Annotated in this window: 20 protein-coding genes and 1 riboswitch; of the genes, 7 read left to right on the top strand and 13 right to left on the bottom strand. The window is 67.7% G+C overall.

Annotated features, from left to right (window positions below):
* Positions 1–61: 61 nt before the first annotated feature.
* Both V4U86_RS09205 and lepA read right to left on the bottom strand, forming a co-directional pair.
* Positions 62–781, bottom strand: coding sequence for a sensor domain-containing protein (locus tag V4U86_RS09205; RefSeq protein WP_395310940.1), 720 nt, complete (start codon positions 779–781; stop codon positions 62–64).
* Positions 782–812: 31 nt separating this feature from the next.
* Entirely contained in the window at positions 813–2747 is a 1935-nt protein-coding gene (gene lepA / locus V4U86_RS09200; protein ID WP_395310939.1) for a translation elongation factor 4, read from the bottom strand.
* Between lepA and V4U86_RS09195 the strand changes: the two genes are divergently transcribed.
* Complete coding sequence (locus V4U86_RS09195) at positions 2746–3327, top strand: type II toxin-antitoxin system PemK/MazF family toxin (RefSeq protein ID WP_395310938.1); 582 nt, start codon at positions 2746–2748, stop codon at positions 3325–3327. The two genes, lepA and V4U86_RS09195, sit on opposite strands and share 2 nt — an antisense overlap.
* A gap of 89 nt (positions 3328–3416) precedes the next feature.
* Here the strand turns inward: V4U86_RS09195 and V4U86_RS09190 are convergent, their stop codons facing one another.
* Both V4U86_RS09190 and V4U86_RS09185 read right to left on the bottom strand, forming a co-directional pair.
* A complete protein-coding gene (locus tag V4U86_RS09190) occupies positions 3417–4517 on the bottom strand; it encodes an LLM class flavin-dependent oxidoreductase (RefSeq protein WP_395310937.1) in 1101 nt (366 codons plus the stop codon).
* Positions 4514–5596, bottom strand: coding sequence for an LLM class flavin-dependent oxidoreductase (locus V4U86_RS09185; protein WP_395310936.1), 1083 nt, complete (start codon positions 5594–5596; stop codon positions 4514–4516). The genes V4U86_RS09190 and V4U86_RS09185 overlap by 4 nt, the downstream gene beginning before the upstream one ends.
* 284 nt (positions 5597–5880) lie before the next feature.
* On the opposite strand from V4U86_RS09185, the gene V4U86_RS09180 reads away from it, so the two are divergent.
* From V4U86_RS09180 to V4U86_RS09165, 4 genes are read left to right on the top strand one after another with little or no spacing between them, the layout of a single operon-like run.
* Entirely contained in the window at positions 5881–6891 is a 1011-nt protein-coding gene (locus V4U86_RS09180; protein WP_395310935.1) for a methionine ABC transporter ATP-binding protein, read from the top strand.
* Positions 6888–7571, top strand: a complete 684-nt coding sequence (locus tag V4U86_RS09175) for a methionine ABC transporter permease (protein ID WP_395310934.1) — start codon at positions 6888–6890, stop codon at positions 7569–7571. Before V4U86_RS09180 ends, V4U86_RS09175 begins: the two co-directional genes overlap by 4 nt.
* A 25-nt stretch (positions 7572–7596) precedes the next feature.
* Complete coding sequence (locus V4U86_RS09170; RefSeq protein WP_395310933.1) at positions 7597–8523, top strand: MetQ/NlpA family ABC transporter substrate-binding protein; 927 nt, start codon at positions 7597–7599, stop codon at positions 8521–8523.
* On the top strand, positions 8520–9938 hold the full coding sequence (locus V4U86_RS09165; protein ID WP_395310932.1) for an NtaA/DmoA family FMN-dependent monooxygenase: 1419 nt from the start codon (positions 8520–8522) through the stop codon (positions 9936–9938). Before V4U86_RS09170 ends, V4U86_RS09165 begins: the two co-directional genes overlap by 4 nt.
* Here V4U86_RS09165 and V4U86_RS09160 read toward each other — a convergent pair whose 3' ends face one another.
* From V4U86_RS09160 to V4U86_RS09135, 6 genes are all read right to left on the bottom strand, one after another.
* A complete protein-coding gene (locus V4U86_RS09160) occupies positions 9939–10700 on the bottom strand; it encodes an ABC transporter ATP-binding protein (RefSeq protein ID WP_395310931.1) in 762 nt (253 codons plus the stop codon). It abuts the gene before it with no gap.
* A complete protein-coding gene (locus V4U86_RS09155; protein ID WP_395310930.1) occupies positions 10697–11722 on the bottom strand; it encodes a FecCD family ABC transporter permease in 1026 nt (341 codons plus the stop codon). The genes V4U86_RS09160 and V4U86_RS09155 overlap by 4 nt, the downstream gene beginning before the upstream one ends.
* Positions 11719–12732, bottom strand: coding sequence for an ABC transporter substrate-binding protein (locus V4U86_RS09150; protein WP_395310929.1), 1014 nt, complete (start codon positions 12730–12732; stop codon positions 11719–11721). Before V4U86_RS09150 ends, V4U86_RS09155 begins: the two co-directional genes overlap by 4 nt.
* Positions 12729–13760, bottom strand: coding sequence for an ABC transporter substrate-binding protein (locus V4U86_RS09145; RefSeq protein WP_395310928.1), 1032 nt, complete (start codon positions 13758–13760; stop codon positions 12729–12731). Before V4U86_RS09145 ends, V4U86_RS09150 begins: the two co-directional genes overlap by 4 nt.
* Positions 13761–13799: 39 nt before the next feature.
* A riboswitch (cobalamin riboswitch) is annotated at positions 13800–13948 on the bottom strand.
* Between the two features lie 8 nt (positions 13949–13956).
* Positions 13957–14574 (bottom strand): GNAT family N-acetyltransferase, encoded by a 618-nt coding sequence (locus V4U86_RS09140; RefSeq protein WP_395310927.1) that lies wholly within the window; start codon positions 14572–14574, stop codon positions 13957–13959.
* 10 nt (positions 14575–14584) lie between these two features.
* Positions 14585–15013 carry a CBS domain-containing protein gene (locus tag V4U86_RS09135; protein WP_395310926.1) on the bottom strand — a complete coding sequence of 143 codons (429 nt, stop codon included), beginning with the start codon at positions 15011–15013 and terminating at the stop codon, positions 14585–14587.
* 123 nt (positions 15014–15136) lie between these two features.
* On the opposite strand from V4U86_RS09135, the gene V4U86_RS09130 reads away from it, so the two are divergent.
* Positions 15137–15997 carry a ribonuclease Z gene (locus V4U86_RS09130; protein WP_395310925.1) on the top strand — a complete coding sequence of 287 codons (861 nt, stop codon included), beginning with the start codon at positions 15137–15139 and terminating at the stop codon, positions 15995–15997.
* On the opposite strand, the gene V4U86_RS09125 is transcribed toward V4U86_RS09130, so the two are convergent.
* Genes V4U86_RS09125 through V4U86_RS09115 form a run of 3 tightly spaced genes read right to left on the bottom strand, consistent with a single transcriptional unit; the run spans position 15981 to position 19416 of the window.
* A complete protein-coding gene (locus V4U86_RS09125; RefSeq protein ID WP_395310924.1) occupies positions 15981–16820 on the bottom strand; it encodes a transglutaminase family protein in 840 nt (279 codons plus the stop codon). The genes V4U86_RS09130 and V4U86_RS09125 overlap by 17 nt on opposite strands.
* On the bottom strand, positions 16820–17797 hold the full coding sequence (locus tag V4U86_RS09120; protein WP_395310923.1) for an alpha-E domain-containing protein: 978 nt from the start codon (positions 17795–17797) through the stop codon (positions 16820–16822). Before V4U86_RS09120 ends, V4U86_RS09125 begins: the two co-directional genes overlap by 1 nt.
* Positions 17797–19416 (bottom strand): circularly permuted type 2 ATP-grasp protein, encoded by a 1620-nt coding sequence (locus tag V4U86_RS09115; protein WP_395311973.1) that lies wholly within the window; start codon positions 19414–19416, stop codon positions 17797–17799. Before V4U86_RS09115 ends, V4U86_RS09120 begins: the two co-directional genes overlap by 1 nt.
* 292 nt (positions 19417–19708) lie before the next feature.
* On the opposite strand from V4U86_RS09115, the gene rpsT reads away from it, so the two are divergent.
* Positions 19709–19969, top strand: a complete 261-nt coding sequence (rpsT, locus tag V4U86_RS09110; RefSeq protein ID WP_236440084.1) for a 30S ribosomal protein S20 — start codon at positions 19709–19711, stop codon at positions 19967–19969.
* The last annotated feature ends 52 nt before the right edge of the window (positions 19970–20021 follow it).

Raw genomic sequence — 20021 nt, 5'->3', positions numbered from 1 at the left:
TGGGAGGGGTTAAAAACGGGGAGAACTCAATCCCGGTACACGGCCGAAAGTTCGACGGTGGCTACCCGGCCGCGTTGTCGACCATTCGGGCGGCGATGTCGGCCGCCTCGTCCCCGGCGCCGTAGCTGCACGCCCAGGCCTCCACCACGATGTTGGTGACCGTGGACAGGGCGTGCTGGCACTCCCAGCCATCGGCGTCGTCCTGGGTGGTGATCTGCGTCAGCGCCCCGTCGGTGACGGCCAGGTCCTCGATCTGCCAGGTATAGCTGTCGGCGCCGTCACTGATGTCGATCGACGTCCCACCGCACGCCTCCCAGGCCGACTCGGCATTGCCGAAGAACCGCTGCGCCCGGGCCGCCGAGGGGTAGAGCACGGCGGTCTGTTCCACCCAGTGCGCGTTGTCCTCGTCGGGTTCGCGCGACACCTGGTCTCGCACCGCGGTGTAACCACTGTCCCCGTAGACCGGTTCCTCCGCACCGAAAATCGAACCGAGGCAATCGGGTTCGGATACGTCACCGGAGTGGTCCACCATCCGGTCGAGTTCGCCGGTGACCTCCATGGTGTCCGAACCCATGATCTCGTTGATGTCCTCGATGGACAGCAACACATCGTCGAGTTGATTCTCGCGCAGCGGCGCCGCGTCGGCGGGGGCCGCGTTGTCGTCGCGGACCGCCTGGCCGGTGACCGTACTGGAACATCCGGTCAGCAGCGCGCATCCGATCGCCGTGGCAAGCAGGGCACGGCGGGCATGCCGCACGCGCGGCGTAACGGCACTGTTCACCGCGTAATTGTGACCGATGATGGGCTGGGCGTCACTTCTTTGGTTTGTCCGCCGCCGCATCCGTGGAAAGTGCCGCCACGAAAGCTTCCTGCGGGACCTCGACCCGGCCGATCGTCTTCATCCGCTTCTTGCCCTCCTTCTGCTTCTCCAGCAGCTTGCGCTTACGGGTGATGTCACCGCCGTAGCACTTGGAGAGGACGTCCTTGCGGATGGCGCGGATGTTCTCGCGGGCAATGATTCTCGACCCGATCGCGGCCTGCACCGGCACCTCGAACTGCTGGCGCGGGATGAGCTCCTTGAGTTTGGTGGTCATCTTGTTGCCGTACGCGCTGGCTCCATCCTTGTGGACGATGGCGCTGAACGCGTCGACCGGCTCGCCCTGCAGCAGGATGTCCACCTTGACCAGGTCGGCCTCCTGCTCGCCGGCCTCCTCGTAGTCGAGGCTGGCGTAGCCGCGGGTGCGCGACTTCAGCGAGTCGAAGAAGTCGAAGATGATCTCGCCCAGCGGCATGGTGTAGCGCAGCTCGACGCGTTCCGGGGACAGGTAGTCCATACCGCCGAGCTCACCGCGGCGGGCCTGGCACAGCTCCATGATGGTGCCGATGAATTCGCTGGGCGCGATGACCGTCGTCTTCACCACCGGTTCGTAGACGGCGCGCACCTTGCCCTCGGGCCAGTCCGACGGGTTGGTGACGATCATTTCCGAGTTGTCTTCCTTGACCACCCGGTAGACCACGTTGGGCGCGGTGGAGATCAGGTCCAGGTTGAACTCGCGCTCCAGGCGCTCCCGGGTGATCTCCATGTGCAGCAGCCCGAGGAATCCGCAGCGGAAGCCGAAGCCCAGCGCCACCGACGTCTCCGGCTCGTAGGTCAGGGCGGCGTCGTTGAGCTGCAGTTTGTCCAGCGCCTCGCGCAGCACCGGGTAGTCCGAGCCGTCCACCGGGTACAGCCCCGAGTACACCATCGGCCGCGGCTCGCGGTAGCCGGTGAGCGCCTCGGTGGCCCCGTTGCGCGCCGTGGTGACGGTGTCACCGACCTTGGACTGGCGCACATCCTTCACCCCGGTGATCAGGTAGCCGACCTCGCCGACCCCCAGCCCGTCGGAGGCCTTGGGCTCCGGGGAGACGATGCCGACCTCCAGCAGCTCGTGCGTGGCGCCGGTGGACATCATCTTGATCTTCTCGCGCGGGTTGAGCTTGCCGTCGACCACGCGGACGTAGGTCACCACACCGCGGTAGATGTCGTAGACGGAGTCGAAGATCATCGCCCGGGCGGGGGCGTCGGCGTCACCGACGGGTGCCGGGATCAACCGGACGACCTCGTCGAGCAGCTCACGCACACCGACGCCGGTCTTGCCGGACACGCGCAGCACATCCTCGGGCTCACAGCCGATGATGTGGGCGATCTCGCCGGCGTAGCGGTCCGGGTCGGCGGCGGGCAGGTCGATCTTGTTGAGCACCGGGATGATGGTGAGTTCGCGGTCCAGCGCCAGGTACAGGTTGGCCAGCGTCTGCGCCTCGATGCCCTGGGCGGCGTCCACCAGCAGCACCGCACCCTCACAGGCCTCCAGAGCGCGCGACACCTCGTAGGTGAAGTCGACGTGGCCGGGTGTGTCGATCAGGTGCAGCACATAGTCTTCACCGTCGACCTGCCAGGGCAGGCGCACGTTCTGGGCCTTGATGGTGATGCCGCGTTCCCGCTCGATGTCCATCCGGTCCAGGTACTGGGCCCGCATATCGCGGTCGGCGACCACACCGGTGATACCCAGCATCCGGTCGGCCAACGTCGATTTGCCGTGGTCGATGTGGGCGATGATGCAGAAGTTCCGTATCTGCGCCGGCGCAGTGAACGTCTTGTCGGCGAAGGTGCTGATTGGGTTTCTCCTGGTCCTGGCGTGATCGTGTTGTCCCAGGGTATCGACTGCGGGCCTGCCCGACACAATCGAGGGACCTATGCTCGTTTTCATGGCGTCGCAGTGGAAGGCGTTTCAGAGATTCGCCGAGAACCTGGTGTTCAATGAGGCCCCCAAGCTCATCCGCCAACTTCCGACCCCGGAGCGGGTCATCCAGCAGGGACTGAAGATCGGCATGGACGCACTCGCGGGCAGCGCCGCGCAGCCCCCGACCGCTCTGCCCAGTGGGCGACCGGTGACCAGCGCGAGCGTGCCCACCGCGCAGCGCGCCCGCAGTATCTCCTACGCCCCCGACCTGGATGGCCGCGCCGATCCCGGCGAGATCGTCTGGACCTGGGTGGTCTACGAGGACGATCCGACCCGCGGCAAGGACCGACCGGTGCTGGTGGTCGGTCGCGACCATCGCACGCTGCTCGGCCTCATGCTCTCCAGCCAGGACCATCACGCCGACGACGCCGATTGGATCGGCATCGGCACCGGCAGCTGGGACTACGACGGCCGGCCCAGCTGGGTGCGGCTGGACCGGGTGTTGGACGTGCCCGAGGACGGCATCCGCCGCGAGGGCGCCATCTTGGACCGCGTCCGGTTCGACCTCGTCGCGGCCCGGCTGCGCGCCGAGTACTCCTGGCGCTGAGTTCTCTTCCCTGCGAGCGTGCGTGTCGGTCGGCGACACGCCGCAGTATGGACGGAGTCCGCGCACGCTCGCGGCACGAGCCCTCGTGTTCAGACCGGGACGGCCACCGGCGCCGCGACCCGCAGCAAGGGCAGCACGCCCTCGCCGACGTACCGGATCTCCTCGATCTGCGGGTAGCCGGACAGGATGAACTCGCTGATGCCCAGGCCCCCGTACTCCTCGATCACCCGGGCCACCGTCTGGTAGCTGCCGATCGCGGCCGTCCCCGCACCGTCCCGCAACAGGCTGGGGCCGGCCCACAGGCCGGGGTGTACCTGCAGGCTGCGGGCGTCGCCGAGTTCACCGGTGGTCAGCGCCGCCATTCGCCGCTGCCCCTCCGAGGCGCTGTTGCGGTAGCGCTCGTGTGCCCGGCGCACCTCGTCGGGGCTCAGCCCCGCGATCAGTTCCTCGGCCCGCTGCCAGGCCTGCTCCTCGGTCGGCCGGGCCACGGTGTGCATCCGCAGACCGAACCGGATGGTCCGGCCGCGGCGCGCCGCGGCGGCCCGCACCCGTTCGATCTTCTCGGCCACCTGCGCGGGCGGCTCCCCCCAGGTGAGGTAGACATCGGCGTGCTCGGCGGCGATCTCGATGGCCTCCGGGGAGGATCCGCCGAAGTAGATCGTCGGCGGTGTCTGGACCGGGTAGGCGGTGCGCGCGTTCTCGACGTTGTAGAACTCGCCGTGGAAGGAGAACTCCGGGTTGCTCCACGTCCCGCGCACGATGGTGAGGAATTCCCCGGTACGCCGGTAGCGGGCCGCCTTGTCGATGTCGTCGCCGAACCGGCGTGCCTCGTCATCCGCGCCGCCGGTGACGACGTTGAGCGCCAACCGATTTCCGGTGAACCGCTGGTAGGTGCTGACCTGCTGGGCGGCCAGGGTCGGGGATGCCGCGCCGGGCCGGAAGGCAACCAGGAACTTGAGCCGCTCCGAGTGCTGAGCCAGCGCGGCGGTGGCCAGCCAGGAGTCCTCGCAGTGCGACCCGGTCGGCGTCAGCGCGGCCTCGAAGCCGAAGTCCTCGGCGGTACGGACCAGCGTGGTCAGATTCTCCAGCGTCGGCTGCAGGTGTGACTCCAGCCGGGTCGCCGCGCTCACCCGGTTGTCGGCGATCGTCGAGGTATCGCCGTGGGTGGGCAGGTACCAGTGGAATTTCACGATGCCACCTCCTGGAGTTGCAGCAGCCGGTCCACCCGCGGTGCGATCTCGGCGGCGAAACGTTCCATTTCCGCTTCGAAAGGCTGGAATGCCAACATGAATGTCTCGATCCCGTCGCCGTACCAGTCGACGATGCGCTGCGCGACGGTGTCGTAATCGCCGACGAGCCCGGCCGCGGTGCCGCCGTTGGGACCGATGTGCGGGAGTGCCCGTAGCCGCTGCCACATCGGTGACTCCGGGTCGGTGTCGCGACCGAACGTGGCGGTGACGTCGTCCGTCCTGCTCTGGTCGGCACGCTGCAGTTCCCAGTGCTGTTGCATCAACTCGGCGGCCTCGCGCTCGGTCGGTGCGGTCACCACGAACGCCGCCATCCCGAAGCGCAAGGGGTCCAGCCCGGGGCGCGGGCGGCGCCGCACATCGTCGATCAATGCGCGGGCCTGTTCGGCCGACTGACCGTTGAGGAACAGCACGTCGGCCTCGGCCGCGGCCAGATCCCGCGCCGGCTGCGATTCCCCGCCCAGATAGATCCGCGGACGAGGACGGTGCGTGCCGACCGGGTGCAGTTCGAAATCGTCGATGTGGAAGTACTTGCCGTCGAACGTCGTCCGCTCCCCGGCGAGCAACCGGCGCACCACGTGCAGCCACTCGGCGCCGTAGACGTAGCGCTGTCCGTGCTCCAGCATGCCGATCCCGGACCGCTCCAGATCCGGGATCCACCAGGCATTGACGACGTTGACGGCGAACCGGCCTTCGCTGATCTCCTCGATGCCCTGGGCCTGCTTGGCCAGGATCGTCGGGTGGATGACCGACGGTTTGATCGCGGCGATGATTTCGATGCGGTCGGTCAGCGCCGCCAGCGCCGCCGCGGCACTCCACGCGTCCAGTTGGTCGAGCTGCTCGCCCAGCGGGTTCATGGTGTGCTGAGCGATCAGGGTGGTGTCGAATCCGAGTTGCTCGGCCAGCAGCACCTGATCGCGGACCCGCTTCCAGGAGGCGTCGACGGGATCGTCGGGGTGGCCGAGCGCGGCCATGGTGCCGTGCACATTGGCCCACACCCCGAACCTGGGACGAGCGGTCATGTATTGCGTCCACTTTCAATCGAATTCAACACTGCGGTCACCGACCCAGCTGATCCTTGCACCGGGCTCCGGACACCGGCGGACGCGTCGAGCCCTGACCGAGCAGAACCCGCAGGCCGGTAGTTCAGATCAGCTCGATTTCTACGCTGTCGGGCCGCTGAACAGGTGCGTAGGTTCGCTCACCCGCTGTAGTGCCGAACGGACCCGCCGCCCGTGCTGTGAGATTTGCGTGGCCCGCACTCCGGTGCACCCGGCGGGCATCCGTTCGACTGAGAGAGCCTTTCGTGATCGAGATCGAGAACCTGACCAAGCGATTCGGTGACCGCACCGTGCTCGACGACATATCGCTGTCGGTGGGCAGCGGCGAGATCCTCGCCGTGGTCGGCCCCAGTGGCGCCGGTAAGAGCACGTTGTCTCGCTGTGTCAGTTTCTTGGAACGTCCCTCCAGCGGCACCGTCCGTGTCGACGGCAAGGATTTCACTCGTCTCGACGGTGCCGAGTTGCTGGCCGCCCGACGGGGGGTGGGTGTCATCTTCCAGACCGCCCCGCTGTTGCGTCGGCGCACGGTCGCCCAGAACATCGCGCTGCCGTTGCGGTACCTCAACGCCACCGAGGATTCGGTCGGCAAGCGGGTCACCGAACTGCTTGAGCGGGTGGGCCTGTCGGATCGCAGCGAGTTCTTCCCGGCTCAGCTCTCCGGCGGCCAGAAGCAACGGGTCGGGATCGCCCGGGCGCTGGCGCTCGGCCCGTCCAACCTGCTGTCCGACGAGGCAACCTCGGGGCTGGATCCGGCCACCACGAAGTCCATCCTCGGTCTGCTCAGCCATCTGCGCGACGAGTTCGGTCTGTCCATCATCCTCATCACCCACGAGATGGAGGTGGTCCGGGAGATCGCCGACTCGGTGGCACGGATCGAGGACGGCCGCATCATCGAGAGCGGTTCGGTGCAGGACATCATCCTGAACCCGACCTCCGCGCTGGCGCACGAACTGCTGCCGGACCGGCCCGGTGTCCCGCATGACGGAACGGGTGAGGTCTGGGAGGTCTCGCACGCCTCGCGCAACGTCCCGCTGGACTGGCTGACCTCGATCCAGTCCACTCCCGGCCTGGCCGACGCACAGGTGAGCGTGCTGAGCGCCAGCGTCGAGGCCATCCGCGGTGTCGCGGTGGGGCGGGCCGTGCTGGCCATCTCCCCCTCTGCGCCTTCCGGTTTCGCCGAGCACCTCACCGCACGCGGCCTGCACGTGCGGCCCGTCGAAAAGGCCACCGCCGGAGCTGCGGGGGCAGCGGCATGACGTATCTGGCTGCCGAGGACTTCAACACGCCGTGGCTGAAAGTCCCCGAACTCCTGCTGCCCGCCTACGGCGAAACGTGGGTCATGGTCGGCGTCACCATGGTGCTCGTCGTGCTCATCGGCACCCCGGCCGGAATCGTCCTGCACAACACCTCGAACCTGGGCCTGTTCCCGAACGCGCGGGTGTTCACGGCACTGAACACGATCGTCAACATCGGCCGGTCCCTGCCGTTCCTGATCCTGATGGCCGCCATCATCCCGGTGACGCGGTTCATCGTCGGGACCACGATCGGCATCGCGGCGGCCATCGTGCCCATGACGGTGGCCGGCGTGCCGTTCTTCGCTCGGCTCGTGCAGAATGCGTTGCGCGAGGTGAGATCCGACGTCACCGATATGGGTCTGGTCTCCGGCGGGTCCCACGTGCAGGTTATCCGTTCGGTGCAACTGTCCGAAGCGCTGCCCGCCCTGGCCGGGGCGTTGACGGTCAACACCATCGCGATGATCGAGTACTCGGCGATCGCCGGATCGATCGGCGCCGGCGGTGTCGGTCATCTCGCGATCACCTACGGCTACAACCGCTTTGACGACAACATCATGATCGCCACGGTGATCGCCCTGATCCTCACCATCCAACTCGTCCAGTTCACCGGTGACCGCGCCGTCCGCGCACTGACCCGCTGACCCGCACCCCGAAGAAGGAAAACCCATGGCAGACCACAACAACCCGGCCATCGACATCGAGATCAAGAAGCGCAAGCGCTGGCCGTGGGTGGCCGGCGCGGCGGTGGCCGTGGTGGCCGTCGCCGGCGGCATCACCTATGCGCAGGTGTCCAACCAGGACAAGGAGTTCGGCACCACCCTGGAGGTCGCCACCTGGAGCACCGATATCGCCGCCGAGAACCTGCTGGCGTTCATCGCCGAGAATGTCGCGCCCGATCACGGCATCACCATCAAACCGGTCCAGATCGACAACCTCATCGAGATCAACCGTGCCGTCGACGCCGGCAACGTGGCGGGCAACTTCTTCGAGCACCAGCCGTTCCTCAACGACGCCATCGCCGCCAACGGATTCGAGCTGACCCTGGCCGCGCCGACCTTCACCTGGGATCAGGCCACCTACTCGGACAAGTACGACAGCTGGGGCGAGGTGCCCGACGGCGCCAAGATCGCGCTGCGCGATGATCCGGCCGGGCAGGCGATCGCGCTGCTCGACCTCGCCGAGGCGGGTCAGATCACCCTCAAGCCGGGCAAGACCGATCTCAAGGGTCTGCCCCAACTCAGTGACGTGGAGTCGAATCCGAAGAACTACCAGTTCATCCAGGTGCCGATCGGTCAGCTGGCGCGCAGCCTCGCCGACGTCGACGCCGTGGTCGTGCACATCTCCGATGTGTACGCTTCCGGGCTCACCGAGGAGCAGATCCTGGACCGGCATCCCGCCCCGGTGGGCAGCGAGGGCGGCCTGGTGGTCAGCAACAAGCACCTCGACGACCCGAACGTGCAGAAGCTGATCGCCACCTTCGAGGATCCGAAGATCGCCGAGTTCCTGGAGACCACCGACAACGCGCTGATCCGCGACACGCTGGGCCCGATCGGCGCGTCCGAGGACGCCGAGACCCCGTCCGCCACCTCATGAGCACCCCCGCCAAGAAGCCGCTGTGCTACTCGGCGTTCGTGATGAACACCGCATCCCATGTGCTGCACGGGTTGTGGCGGGCGCCGGAAGCGCAGAACCACAAGTTCAACTCGCTGCGGCACTGGACGTCTCTGGCGGCCGAGGTCGACCAGGCCGGCTATGACCTGTTGTTCTTCGCCGACGTGTTCGGGCTGCGGGCCCCGTGGAACGGCAACTGGCGCAAGGCTGTCGAGGCCGGGATCCAGATCCCGGTCAACGATCCGTCGGTGCTGGCCTCGGCCCTGGCCGCGGCGACCGAGAACCTCGGCATCGTGTTCACCAGTTCGATCGTGCAGGACCATCCGTTCAACTTCGCGCGGCGGATGTCCTCGCTGGATCACTACACCGAGGGCCGGCTCGGCTGGAACATCGTCACCAGCTTCAACGCGAACATGTTCCGCAGTTTCGGTCATGATGGCACGCTGGCCCACGACCAGCGCTACGAGTGGGCGAACGAATATGTCGATGTCGCCTACAAGCTGTGGGAAGGCTCCTGGGACGACGATGCGTTGGTGCAGGACAAGGAGCGCAGCCTGCACTCGGACCCGTCCAAGATCCACAAGATCAACCACGTCGGTGCCCGGTACAGCGTGGAGGGGCCGCATTTCACCTCGCCGTCCCCGCAGCGCACCCCGGTGCTGTTCCAGGCCGGCTCCTCCCCAGCGGGCCAGTTGTTCTCGGCCCGCCACGCCGAGGGCGTCTACATCAGCAGTCCGACCCCGGAGGCGGCGCACGCGCTGACCACCGAGACCCGGGCATTGGCCGCGGCCAACGGGCGCGACCGCCACGACATCACCTTCGCCCAGGGACTGTCCTTCGTGATCGGCGACACGCACGCCGAGGCGGTCCGCCGCAACGACGAGCTCAAACGGTTCCTGGATCTGGAGGGCATCGCACTGCACGCCCTCGGCGACGCCGGCGTGGATGCCGGCAACCTGCCGCTGGACACCCCGATCAGCGAACTCGACGAGTTCACCGGGGTGCAGAGCTTCAAGCGTTGGGCGGCAGAGGCTTCCGGTAACGAGGAGCCGACCATCCGGGACATGGCCTGGGTGCTGGAGGGCGCCAACCGGGTGGTGGGCACCCCGAAGGAGATCGCGGATCGCCTGGAGGAGTGGCGCGAGGCCGGGGTGGACGGCATCAACGTCTACCACGCCACCGTGCCGCAGTCGTTCCGGGAGGTGGCCGACCGGTTGTTCCCGACGTTGCGCGAGCGCGGCCTGATTGCCACCGACAAGTCGGGCACGTTGCGGCACAAGCTGCTCGGCCGTGGTGACCGGCTGCCGGATCGCCATCCGGCGGCCAAGTACCGTGGTGCGTTCACCGACAACTCGCTGGCCGACGAGGTCGCCGCAGTGGTGGGCACCGGCGCCTGATCAGCGCCGGGGGTCCTCGAACCGGACGTGCGGCACGGCCCCGACCACGCTGACCCGGCAGCGCACCCCGTACACCTCGGCGATCAGATCCTCGGTCAGCACCTGTCCCGGGACGCCGGCGGCGACGACGGCGCCACCTGCCAGCACCACGAGGTGATCGCAGAACATCGCGGCCAGGTTCAGGTCGTGCAGGGCCACCACCGTGGTGACGTCCAGTTGCCGGACCAGGGCCAGGATCTCCAGTTGGTGGGCGATGTCGAGATGGTTCGTCGGTTCGTCGAGCAGCAGATGCTCGGGCTCCTGCGCGAGGGCTCTGGCGATCTGGACACGCTGCCGCTCGCCGCCGGAGAGCGTGTGCCAGTGCCGGTCCGACATGCCGTCGAGACCGGTCGCGGTCAGCGCCGCATCGACGATCCTGGTGCCGTCGCGGTCCCCGCCCAGCATGGGCGTGTACGGAATCCGACCGAGCCGCACCACGTCGCGCACCGTGATGTGTAGGTCCGTCTCGTTGTGCTGGGCGACCATGGCCACCCGCCGCGCGACGCTGCGGCGCGGCATCGCCGCCACCGGTGACCCATCGAGGTGAACGGTGCCCCCATCGGGGCGGTCCACTCCGGCAAGGAGTTTCAACAGCGACGACTTGCCGGATCCGTTCGGTCCGAGCAGGCCCACGGTTGCTCCCGGTTTCGGGGCCACCGTGACACCGTCGAGTACCAGCCGGCCGGACCTGGCCCATCTGACGTCTCGCGCATGAAGGCTCACGACGGGACCCCCCGGCGGCGCAACAGGATCAACGCGAACGCCGGGACACCCAGCAGCGCGGTCACCACCCCGGTGGGCAGCTCCTGGGGCGCGAACACGGTGCGGGCCAAAGTGTCCACCCACACCATGAACACCGCGCCGAAGATGACCACGGTCGGGAGCAGACGGACGTGTGCAGGCCCCACCACGAAACGCGCGGCGTGGGGCAACACCAGACCGACGAACCCGATCGCCCCGGCCGCGCTGACCAGCGCAGCTGTGATCAATGCAGTCAGCACCAACAGCACGATCCGCGCCCGCCGCACCGACACCCCCAGCGCCGCGGCTGCCTCGTCGCCGAACGCGAACGCGTCCAGGGCACGTGCATATCCCAGGCAGCAGACCAGTCCGACCGCGACGACTGCGCTGCAGACCGCCACGTCGGACCAGGACACCCCGGCCAGCGAGCCGAGCAACCAGAACAGCACTCCGCGCGTCTGCTCGGCGTCGGCCGAGGACAGCACGATGAACGAGGTCAACGCCGAGAAGAGTTGCGTCGCGGCCACCCCGGCCAGCACCACCCGGTCGGTGCCGCCGCCCGCGGCGTAGGCCAGCAGCAGCACCACCCCGAAGGACATCACCGCGCCGACGAACGCGCCGCCGGACAGCGTCAGCGTCCCCGCGCCGACCCCGAGCACCGCGATCAGCACGGCCCCGGTGGATGCACCCGAGGACACCCCGAGGACGAACGGGTCAGCCAACGGATTGCGCAGCAACGATTGCAGGATCGCCCCGCTCAGCGCCAACCCGGCCCCGCACACCGCCGCGAGCAACACCCGCGGCAGACGCAACTGCCAGACGATGCCATCCTGAATCCGGCTGGCGCCCGACGACCCGGCGCCCAGACGCTCGCCGACGACGCCGTAGACGTCGCGCACCGACAGCGCCGCCGGGCCGATGGTGATCGCCACGGCCGCCGAGATGACCAGCAGCGCCAAGCCCACCACCCAGAGCACGAGCAACGACCGCGTACGGGTGATCAACGGTCGGAGCCGAACCCGAGTCGGCGCAGGCCGTCGGCCAGCTTCTCGGCCCCGTCGACGGTGCGGATCGACGGGTTGAGATCAGCACCGTTGACGACGACGTACTGCTTCGCCTGGACAGCGGTCAGACGCGAGGTCACCGGGTTCGACTCCAGGAAGGCGATCTTGGCCGCCAGCGCGTCGCCGTCGATGGTGCGCCTGCTCAGATCGGCCAGAACCAGCACATCGGGATCACGGTCCGCGATCACCTCCCAGCTGACCTGGGGCCATTCTTCGGTGGTGTCGACGAAGATGTTGCGGGCGCCCACAGTGTCGGTGATCACCCCGGGTGCCCCGCAGCAACCCCCGAAGTACGGTGCCCGGATGTCGGAAAACCAGAACGCCAAGTCGGCATCCGCGCTGATGCGATTGGTCTCCATCCGCTGCTGCAGCTCGCCGATCAGCGCCTCCCCGCGTTCGCTGACATCGAATATGCGTGCCAGGTCCCGGATTTCGTCGTAGATCGCGTCCATCTTCAGCGGTTCGGTGCGCACGCCGTCCGAATTGACCGACACCTTGCCGACACAATCGCTCGGCGCAAGGTAGCTGGGCACGCCCAGCGCCTCGAACTGGTCCCGGTCGGCGACACCCCCGGGACCGAGAGTCCCGCTGAACGACGCCGACACGAAGTCGGGTTGGGCGTCCAGCACGGTTTCCAGTGCCGGTTTGTCGACCGCGAGTCGCGGCACGGTTGCGTTGGCCTCGGCGAGGTTCGCACGGACCGGGTCCGTCCACGTCGCGGTGCCCACCATCCGGTCCGCCAGCCCCAGTGACAGCAGGACCTCGGTGGAGCCCTGGTTCAGGGACACGGCCCGTTGTGGTGGCGCGTCGATCACCACGTCGCGCCCGCAATTGTGCACGGTGAGCGGGAAGCCCGGCGTGACATCCGGTCGATCGGCCTCGATGCCGGACTGGCCGCAGCCGGCCAGCGTCAGAATCGCTGCCGCAGCGAGGATTCGGCGCGCGATCATTCGGTCTCCCCCGTCTGGGAAAAGCCGGCCAATGCTTCGGCGAGTTTCTCGACGGCGTCGATCTGCCGGATACCCGGATCCAGTTCGGAGCCGGTCAGCACCACGTAGCGCCGGTCACGCACCGCCGACATGTTGCGGGTCACCGGATCGGATTCCAAGAATTCGATCTTGGTGTGCAGTGCGTCGCCGTCGATCCGTTTGCGACTCAGGTCCGCAAGCACCAGCACGTCCGGATCGCGGTCGGCCAGCGCCTCCCAGCTGATCTCGGGCCAATCCTCGCGGGCGTCGGCGAAGACGTTGGTAGCGCCGATCTCGCGCGCATACAGGCCCGGGGCAGAGCAGCACCCGGCCAGGTACGGGGTCCGTAAACCGGCGAACCAGAAGGCCACGGTGACATCCTGCTGCGCGTCCTCCGGAACGTCGGCCAATCGTTTCCTGAGCTGGTCGACCAGCGCAACGCCACGGTCCTGAACATCGAAAATTTGTGCCAACTCCGTGATTTCACGGAACAACGTGCTCATTTCCAGCGGACCGGTACGGGTGACGGTCTCACCCTCGACCACCGCGTCGGTACACACCGACGGTGACTGGTAGGTGGGGATGCCCAGTTCGGCGAGCCGGGCCCGTTCGCCGGCCACCGCCGGGGTGAAGGTGTGTGCGCTCGCCGAGGTGATCAGGTCGGGCTCCAGGTCGAGGACGGCCTCCAGGCCCGGATCGTTGTCCGCCAGCCGCGGTACCCGGGCGTTGTCGGCGGCCAGTGCGGGAAGCACCGGGTCGAACCAGGTCGAGGTGCCCACCATCCGGTCGGCCAGTCCCAGCGACAACAGGATCTCGGTCGAGGCCTGATACAGCGAGACCGCACGCCGCGGCGCATGCTCGAAGGTGACCTGCACCCCGCAGTTCTGCAGGGTCAGTGGGTAGCTGGTCCCCCGGGTGGTGTCGGACGGCGGTGCGGGTGCCGCCGTGTCGGTTCGGCCACATGCGGTGGCCAGGAGCGCAAGCGAGACGAGCACGATCAATGCACGCACGGCGGAACTTCCTTCGGTGCAGGGCTCAGGCGCGGAGCCGTCGACAGTTCACCGGCCGCAGGCATTCGGACTCGGAGGCCATGTCGGGAGTGGCAGGCCTCATACCGTTGCGCGTCAGTTCCGGATTCTCACCGGATTCCCCTGCAGGTCAGCTCCCGCACTCTACCGCGACAGATTCACTGTGGCTGTCGCCACATCACCCGCGCCGAGGCTCCCGCCACATGGGGTACATGATCGGACCTGCGTCCGGTAGGGCGATCTCCCCGGTGACCTCGAAGCCGAACCGTCGGTAGTAACCGATGTTGTCCGGGTTGCTCGACTCCAGGTATGCCGGTGCGTATTCGGCGTCGCACCGGTCCAGGCGTGACTTCATCAGCGCCTGCCCGAGACCGGTGCCGCGCACCTGCGGGTCACTGCCGATCACCGCGAGATACCAGTGCGGCTCCTCCGGGTGGTGACGCTTCATCAGGTCGGTGATCCGCATGCCGCGCCGCACGGCGGTGCCGAAGGTGAGGAGCATGCTCGGCGCAGCCCGCAGTTCCTCACCGGTGGTGTGCTGCCATTGGCCGGGCGGATCCCACAGCGCCGCAGCACCGATCCCGGCTGTGCCCGGCGCGGCGACCTCCACCCCGCCGCGGGCCAAGTGGTGATGACGGGTCAGCGCGGCAAACAACTTGTGCAGTTTGAGCCGGCGGGCCCGCGCGTCGGGCAGCAGCCAGCACATCACCGGATCGTCGAAAAAGGCCCGCCCCAGCACACGGGACAGGGCAGCGGTGTCGGCCGGCGTCGCGGGCCGTATGTCGGGGGCGCTCATCGGCGTCCATTCAGCCCTGTGTGATGTACGCCTGCAAGTGTTCGGTGCTGGATTCCAACTCCTGCATGCGGGTCTTGACCACATCACCGATGCTGACGATGCCGGCCAGCCGACCGTCCTGGATCACCGGGATGTGGCGCACCCGGTTGTGCGTCATCGCGGCGCTGAGACTGTCCACGGTGTCCTCCGGCGAGCAGAAGACCAGGTGTTTGGTCATGATCTCGCTGACGGGCCGGGTCAGCAGATCGGCACCCAGTTCGTGCAACTTGTGCACCACGTCGCGTTCGGACACGATGCCGACCGGCCCCTCGGGACCGACCACCACCATGGCGCCGATGTTGCGGTTCACCAGGCCGGCGAGGAACGCGGCCACCGAGGTATCCGGGGTGGTCGTCGTGACGGCCGCGCCTTTTGCCTTCAGAACGTCGGCGATACGCATGACAGCCTCCGGGAACAGAATGTGATGCCGAACACATCAAGGCTACGTCGCATGGGCTTCCGATCCGTACCGGTTTGCCCGAATATCCACCGACGCGGACATCCGGGCGCGTATATGTGGGCCATGATCGAGGTGACCCTGCTGGGCACGGGCAGCCCCATCCCCGACCCCGACCGGGCCGGCCCCTCCACACTGATCCGGGCGGGCGGCCAGACGTTCCTCGTCGACTGCGGGCGGGGAGTGTTGCAGCGTCTGGCCGCCGTCGGGTCCGGTGCCAATGCGCTGACCGCCCTGCTGCTGACGCACCTGCACAGCGATCACATCGCCGACCTCGGCGACGTGATCATCACCCGCTGGGTCACCACCTTCACCCCGGATCCGGCACCCCTGCAGATCATCGGCCCGCCGGGCACCGCGCAGGTGGTGAACGCCATGCTGGCGGCCTTCGGTCACGACATCGGCTACCGCATCGCCCATCACGCCGACCTGACCGCACCGCCGGCCGTGCAGGTGCACGAGTACACCGACGGCGAGGTGTGGGCGGCCGACGGGGTCCGGGTGCTGGCCGCACCGACCGATCACCGACCGGTCGCCCCCACCATCGGCTTCCGGGTCGAGCACGCCGGGGCATCGGTGGTGCTGGCCGGTGACACCGTGCCGTGCGACAGCCTGGACGCGCTCGCGGACTGCGCAGGTGCATTGGTGCACACCGTGATCCGCCACGACCTCGTCGAGGCCGTTGGGCTGCAGCGCATCCGCGACATCTGCGACTACCACTCGACGGTGCAGCAGGCCGCCGACACCGCGGCCCGCGCCGGGGTGGGCATCCTGATCCTCACCCACTACGTGCCCAGCCCGGCGCCCGGACAGTACGACGAGTGGCGGGCCCTGGCGGCCGGTATCTTCGACCGCCAGATCGAACTCGGCGACGACCTGCATCAAGTGCAGGTGCATCCCGGTGTCGGCGTCAGGCCAGCCGGGTGATCTCCACCACGACATCGAGATCGGTGGACCCCTCGCCGGAGTAGATGCCCTTCAGCGGTGTGACATCGGCGTAGTCGCGACCCACGCCGACGCTGATGTACTGCTCGTTGATGTCCTTGTCGTTGGTCGGGTCGTACTGCCACCAGTCGCCGGTCCAGGCCTGAATCCAGGCGTGGCTCTGCCCTTCGATCGTGTCCCCCACCGTGGCGGAGCGCTCGGGATGCAGGTACCCCGACACGTAGCGCGCCGGAATTCCCATGCCGCGCAGCACGATCAAGGTCAGGTGCGCGAAGTCCTGGCAGACGCCCTTACCCTCGCGCAGCGCATCCAGTCCGGAGGAGTGCACCCCCGTGGTCCCCGGCACGTACTGCAGTTCGCTGTGCACCCAGCGCGCCGCCTCGATGACGGCTTCCTGCGGTTCGTGGTTCTTGGCGAGCTGCCGGCCGACGCGCTCCAGCCGCTTGCTCGCCGGGGTGTACAGCGTCGGGGTGAGGAACTCGTCGAAGCGGTCGATCACCGCCTCGGACTTGAGGTCTGCCCACGACACCGTGGACTCCGGGGGCGCGGCCTCCTCGGTCTCCACCACCGAGGAGGCGGTCACCTCCAACTCGGTGTGTGGGGCGTGCAGGTCGAAGGTCGTCACCGCGGTGCCCCAGTAGTCGACGTAGCGGTACTGGCGGGTGGCCGGCACGGTCTCCACCCGGTTGAGGATCACGTTCTGCCGCGAATCCGACCGCGGTGTCAGGCGCGCCTCGTTGAAGGAGGCCGTCACCGGCGATTTGTAGGCGTAGCCCGTTGCGTGCACCACCCGCATGCGCCACATCAGATCTCTCCTTCTTCGATCACCGCATCACCGGTGCGGCCGGCATCCGTCCAGGCAACCCACGGGGCGGAGTGGAAGTACTGCAGCGCCAACGCATCGCTGACCTGGATGCAGGTCTGCTGCAGGGCGGCCAGCTGATCCTCCAACGACTCCAGCAGTGCCCCCGGCGGGAGGAACTCCAGCTCACTGCGCGCCCTGCCGAGCAGTCGCTGGGCTTCGGCCGTCGAACCGACCCGGTTGTGCCTGCGGTGCAGCAGCTCGTCGAGGCTGTGCTCGGCCAACCGCAGCGAGTAGAAGACCGAGCGCGGGAAAAGCCGGTCCAGCAACAGGAATTCGACCACCCGGCTGGCGTCCAGGACGCCGCGGTAGGTCCGCAGGTAGGTGTCATGGGCACCCGCGGACCGCAGCACAGTGACCCAGGCCGGTGATGATCCGCTGTCACCGACGCGGGAGAGCAGCATGCGCACCGTCATGTCCACCCGCTCGATGGCCCGGCCGAGCACCATGAAGCGGTAGCCGTCGTCGCGGGACAAGGTCGAATCGGCCAGGCCGGCAAACATTGCGGCGCGGCCCTCGATATAGGCCAGGAACTCGTGCGGGCCCAGCTTGCGGGCTGCGCGTTCCCGCTCGGCGAGCGCGTTGTAGGTGGTGTTCAGGCACTCCCACATCTCGGTGGAGGTCACCTCGCGGGCACCGCGGGCGTTTTCCCGGGCCGCGGTGATCGACTCGACGATCGAGCAGCCCCCGGCGGTGTCCCGGCCGAACGCGACCAGATCGGTCAGCGACCACACGTCCAGCTGGTGGTCGGGCGGCTCGATGTCGAGCACCCGCAACAGCACCCGTGAGGTCTGGTCGGGGTCGACGCTGGAATCTTCCAGGAGTTGGTGGACCACGACGTCGAGGATGCGGGCGGTGTCGTCGGCGCGCTCCACGTAGCGACCGATCCAGTACAGCGATTCTGCGTTGCGTGCCAACATCAGTCGATCACCACCTGCTGTTGCTGCTGCTGTTGTTGCTGTTGCTGTTGCTCGTTGGAGGAACGCACCTCACGGCTCTGCTGTTGCTGCGACGTGGTCGCGCCGTCACCGCGGGCGTCCCGGGCGGACTTGCCGCGGGAAACCTTCTCGGCGACCGAGGGTTTCCCGGTCTTCGGGGCGTCCGGCAGGGACCGCACCACCTCGGCGGCGGCCAGCTCGCGGTCGGCGGCCGATGTCCGCGAGGCGAGCACCCAGGTGTCCTTGGAACCGCCGCCCTGACTGGAGTTCACCACCAGCGACCCCTCCGGCAGCGCCACCCGGGTCAGCCCGCCGGGCAACACCCACACGTCGTCGCCGTCGTTGACCGCGAAGGGCCGCAGGTCCACATGGCGGGGCACCAACTGGTCGCCCACCTTGGTGGGCACCGTGGATAGTTGCACGACGGGCTGGGCGATCCAGCCGCGCGGGTCGGCGCGGATCTTCTTGGTGATCGCCGCGAGTTCCTTCGGTGAGGCATCGGGCCCGAACACGATGCCGTAGCCGCCGGACCCCTCGACCGGTTTGATCACCAGTTCGTCGACCCGGTCCAGGACCGCCTCGCGCTCGTCGTCCAGCCAGCAGCGGTAGGTGTCGACGTTGGCCAGCAGGGGCTTCTCCCCCAGGTAGTACTGGATGATGGTCGGCACGTAGGTGTAGACCAGTTTGTCGTCGCCGACCCCGTTGCCGATGGCGCTGGAGATCACCACGTTGCCGGCGCGCGCGGCGTTGAGCACCCCGGCCACCCCGAGCATCGAATCCGGTTTGAACTGCATCGGGTCCAGGTAGTCGTCGTCGATACGGCGGTAGATGACGTCGACCTGACGCTCCCCCTCGGTGGTGCGCATGTAGACGGTGTTGTCGCGACAGAACAGGTCGCGGCCCTCGACGAGTTCCACGCCCATCTGCCGGGCCAGCAGCGAGTGCTCGAAGTAGGCCGAGTTGTAGACGCCCGGGGTGAGCACGACGACGGTCGGGTCGGCCTCATTGGTGGCGGCGGCCTTGCGCAGCGCGCGCAGCAGATGCGAGGAGTAGTCCCCCACCGCACGGACCCGGTGCGAGGCGAACAGGTTCGGGAACACCCGCGCCATGGTGCGCCGGTTCTCCATGACGTAGGACACCCCGGACGGTGAACGCAGGTTGTCCTCCAGCACCCGGAAGGTGCCCTGCTCGTCGCGGACCAGGTCGATCCCGGCGACATGGATTCGCACCCCGTTGGGCGGAACGATGCCGACGGCCTCGCGGTGGAAGTGTTCACACGAGGTGACCAGGCGCCGCGGGATGACCCCGTCGCGCAGGATCTCCTGCTCTCCGTAGATGTCGTCGAGGTACATCTCGAGCGCCTTGACCCGCTGGGCGATGCCCTTTTCCAGCCGGGACCATTCGGCCGCCGAGATCACCCGGGGCACCAGGTCCAGCGGGAACGGGCGTTCCTGCCCGGACAGCGAGAAGGTGATGCCCTGGTCGACGAACGCGCGGCCCAGCGCATCGGTGCGGGCTTCCAACTCCTCGGCGTCCGACGGGGACAGTTCGGCGAAGATGCCCTTGTAGGGCGCGCGGACGTTTCCGTCGGCATCGAACATCTCGTCGAAGGCGCCCGAATAGCTGCCCAGATCGTTGTAGCCGTCGAAGATCCCCACCCGGCGTTTGGCGGCACGCGATTTGGGCCGCGTCGTACGGGCGGATTCGGTGGGCAGGGTTCGTAGACTCACCGCAGCCATGCTGCCGTAAGTCCGGCATTTCGGCAGGCCAGTCCATCCGCTTTGGGCTATCGGCGCCTCCGCTGGTAACCTGAACCACTGCTGCCCAGCGGATCGCTCCGTCGGGGCCCGAGACTTACGTATCCCAACTGACGTTTACGAAGGAACAACACGCGTGGCCAACATCAAGTCGCAGGAAAAGCGCATCAAGACCAACGAGCGCCGTCGACTGCGCAACCAGTCCGTCAAGTCGTCGCTGCGCACGGCTGTCCGCGGGCTCCGCGAGGCCATCGACGCCGGTGAGAAGGACAAGGCGGGCGAGCTGCTGGTCGCCACCAACCGCAAGCTGGACAAGGCTGCCAGCGCGGGCGTCATCCACAAGAACCAGGCCGCGAACAAGAAGTCCGCGCTGACCCTGGCTGTCAACAAGCTCTGATTCTTCTCGCACACCCGCGCGTCGACGACATCTGGTCGCGCGCGGGTTTTTG

This window comes from Mycobacterium sp. AMU20-3851 (assembly GCF_043974665.1).
Classification (GTDB): Bacteria; Actinomycetota; Actinomycetes; order Mycobacteriales; family Mycobacteriaceae; genus Mycobacterium.
This window is presented reverse-complemented; position numbering and strand designations above follow the sequence as displayed.

Excerpts from the sequence above, each read along its gene's own strand:
- V4U86_RS09195 (WP_395310938.1), top strand. The coding sequence starts at position 2,746 with ATGGCGTCGCAGTGGAAGGCGTTTCAGAGATTCGCCGAGAACCTGGTG.
- lepA (WP_395310939.1), bottom strand. The coding sequence starts at position 2,747 with ATGAAAACGAGCATAGGTCCCTCGATTGTGTCGGGCAGGCCCGCAGTC.
- V4U86_RS09185 (WP_395310936.1), bottom strand. The coding sequence starts at position 5,596 with ATGACCGCTCGTCCCAGGTTCGGGGTGTGGGCCAATGTGCACGGCACC.
- V4U86_RS09175 (WP_395310934.1), top strand. The coding sequence starts at position 6,888 with ATGACGTATCTGGCTGCCGAGGACTTCAACACGCCGTGGCTGAAAGTC.
- V4U86_RS09170 (WP_395310933.1), top strand. The coding sequence starts at position 7,597 with ATGGCAGACCACAACAACCCGGCCATCGACATCGAGATCAAGAAGCGC.
- V4U86_RS09165 (WP_395310932.1), top strand. The coding sequence starts at position 8,520 with ATGAGCACCCCCGCCAAGAAGCCGCTGTGCTACTCGGCGTTCGTGATG.
- V4U86_RS09150 (WP_395310929.1), bottom strand. The coding sequence starts at position 12,732 with ATGATCGCGCGCCGAATCCTCGCTGCGGCAGCGATTCTGACGCTGGCC.
- V4U86_RS09140 (WP_395310927.1), bottom strand. The coding sequence starts at position 14,574 with ATGAGCGCCCCCGACATACGGCCCGCGACGCCGGCCGACACCGCTGCC.
- V4U86_RS09135 (WP_395310926.1), bottom strand. The coding sequence starts at position 15,013 with ATGCGTATCGCCGACGTTCTGAAGGCAAAAGGCGCGGCCGTCACGACG.
- V4U86_RS09130 (WP_395310925.1), top strand. The coding sequence starts at position 15,137 with ATGATCGAGGTGACCCTGCTGGGCACGGGCAGCCCCATCCCCGACCCC.
- V4U86_RS09125 (WP_395310924.1), bottom strand. The coding sequence starts at position 16,820 with ATGTGGCGCATGCGGGTGGTGCACGCAACGGGCTACGCCTACAAATCG.
- V4U86_RS09120 (WP_395310923.1), bottom strand. The coding sequence starts at position 17,797 with ATGTTGGCACGCAACGCAGAATCGCTGTACTGGATCGGTCGCTACGTG.
- V4U86_RS09115 (WP_395311973.1), bottom strand. The coding sequence starts at position 19,416 with ATGTTCGATGCCGACGGAAACGTCCGCGCGCCCTACAAGGGCATCTTC.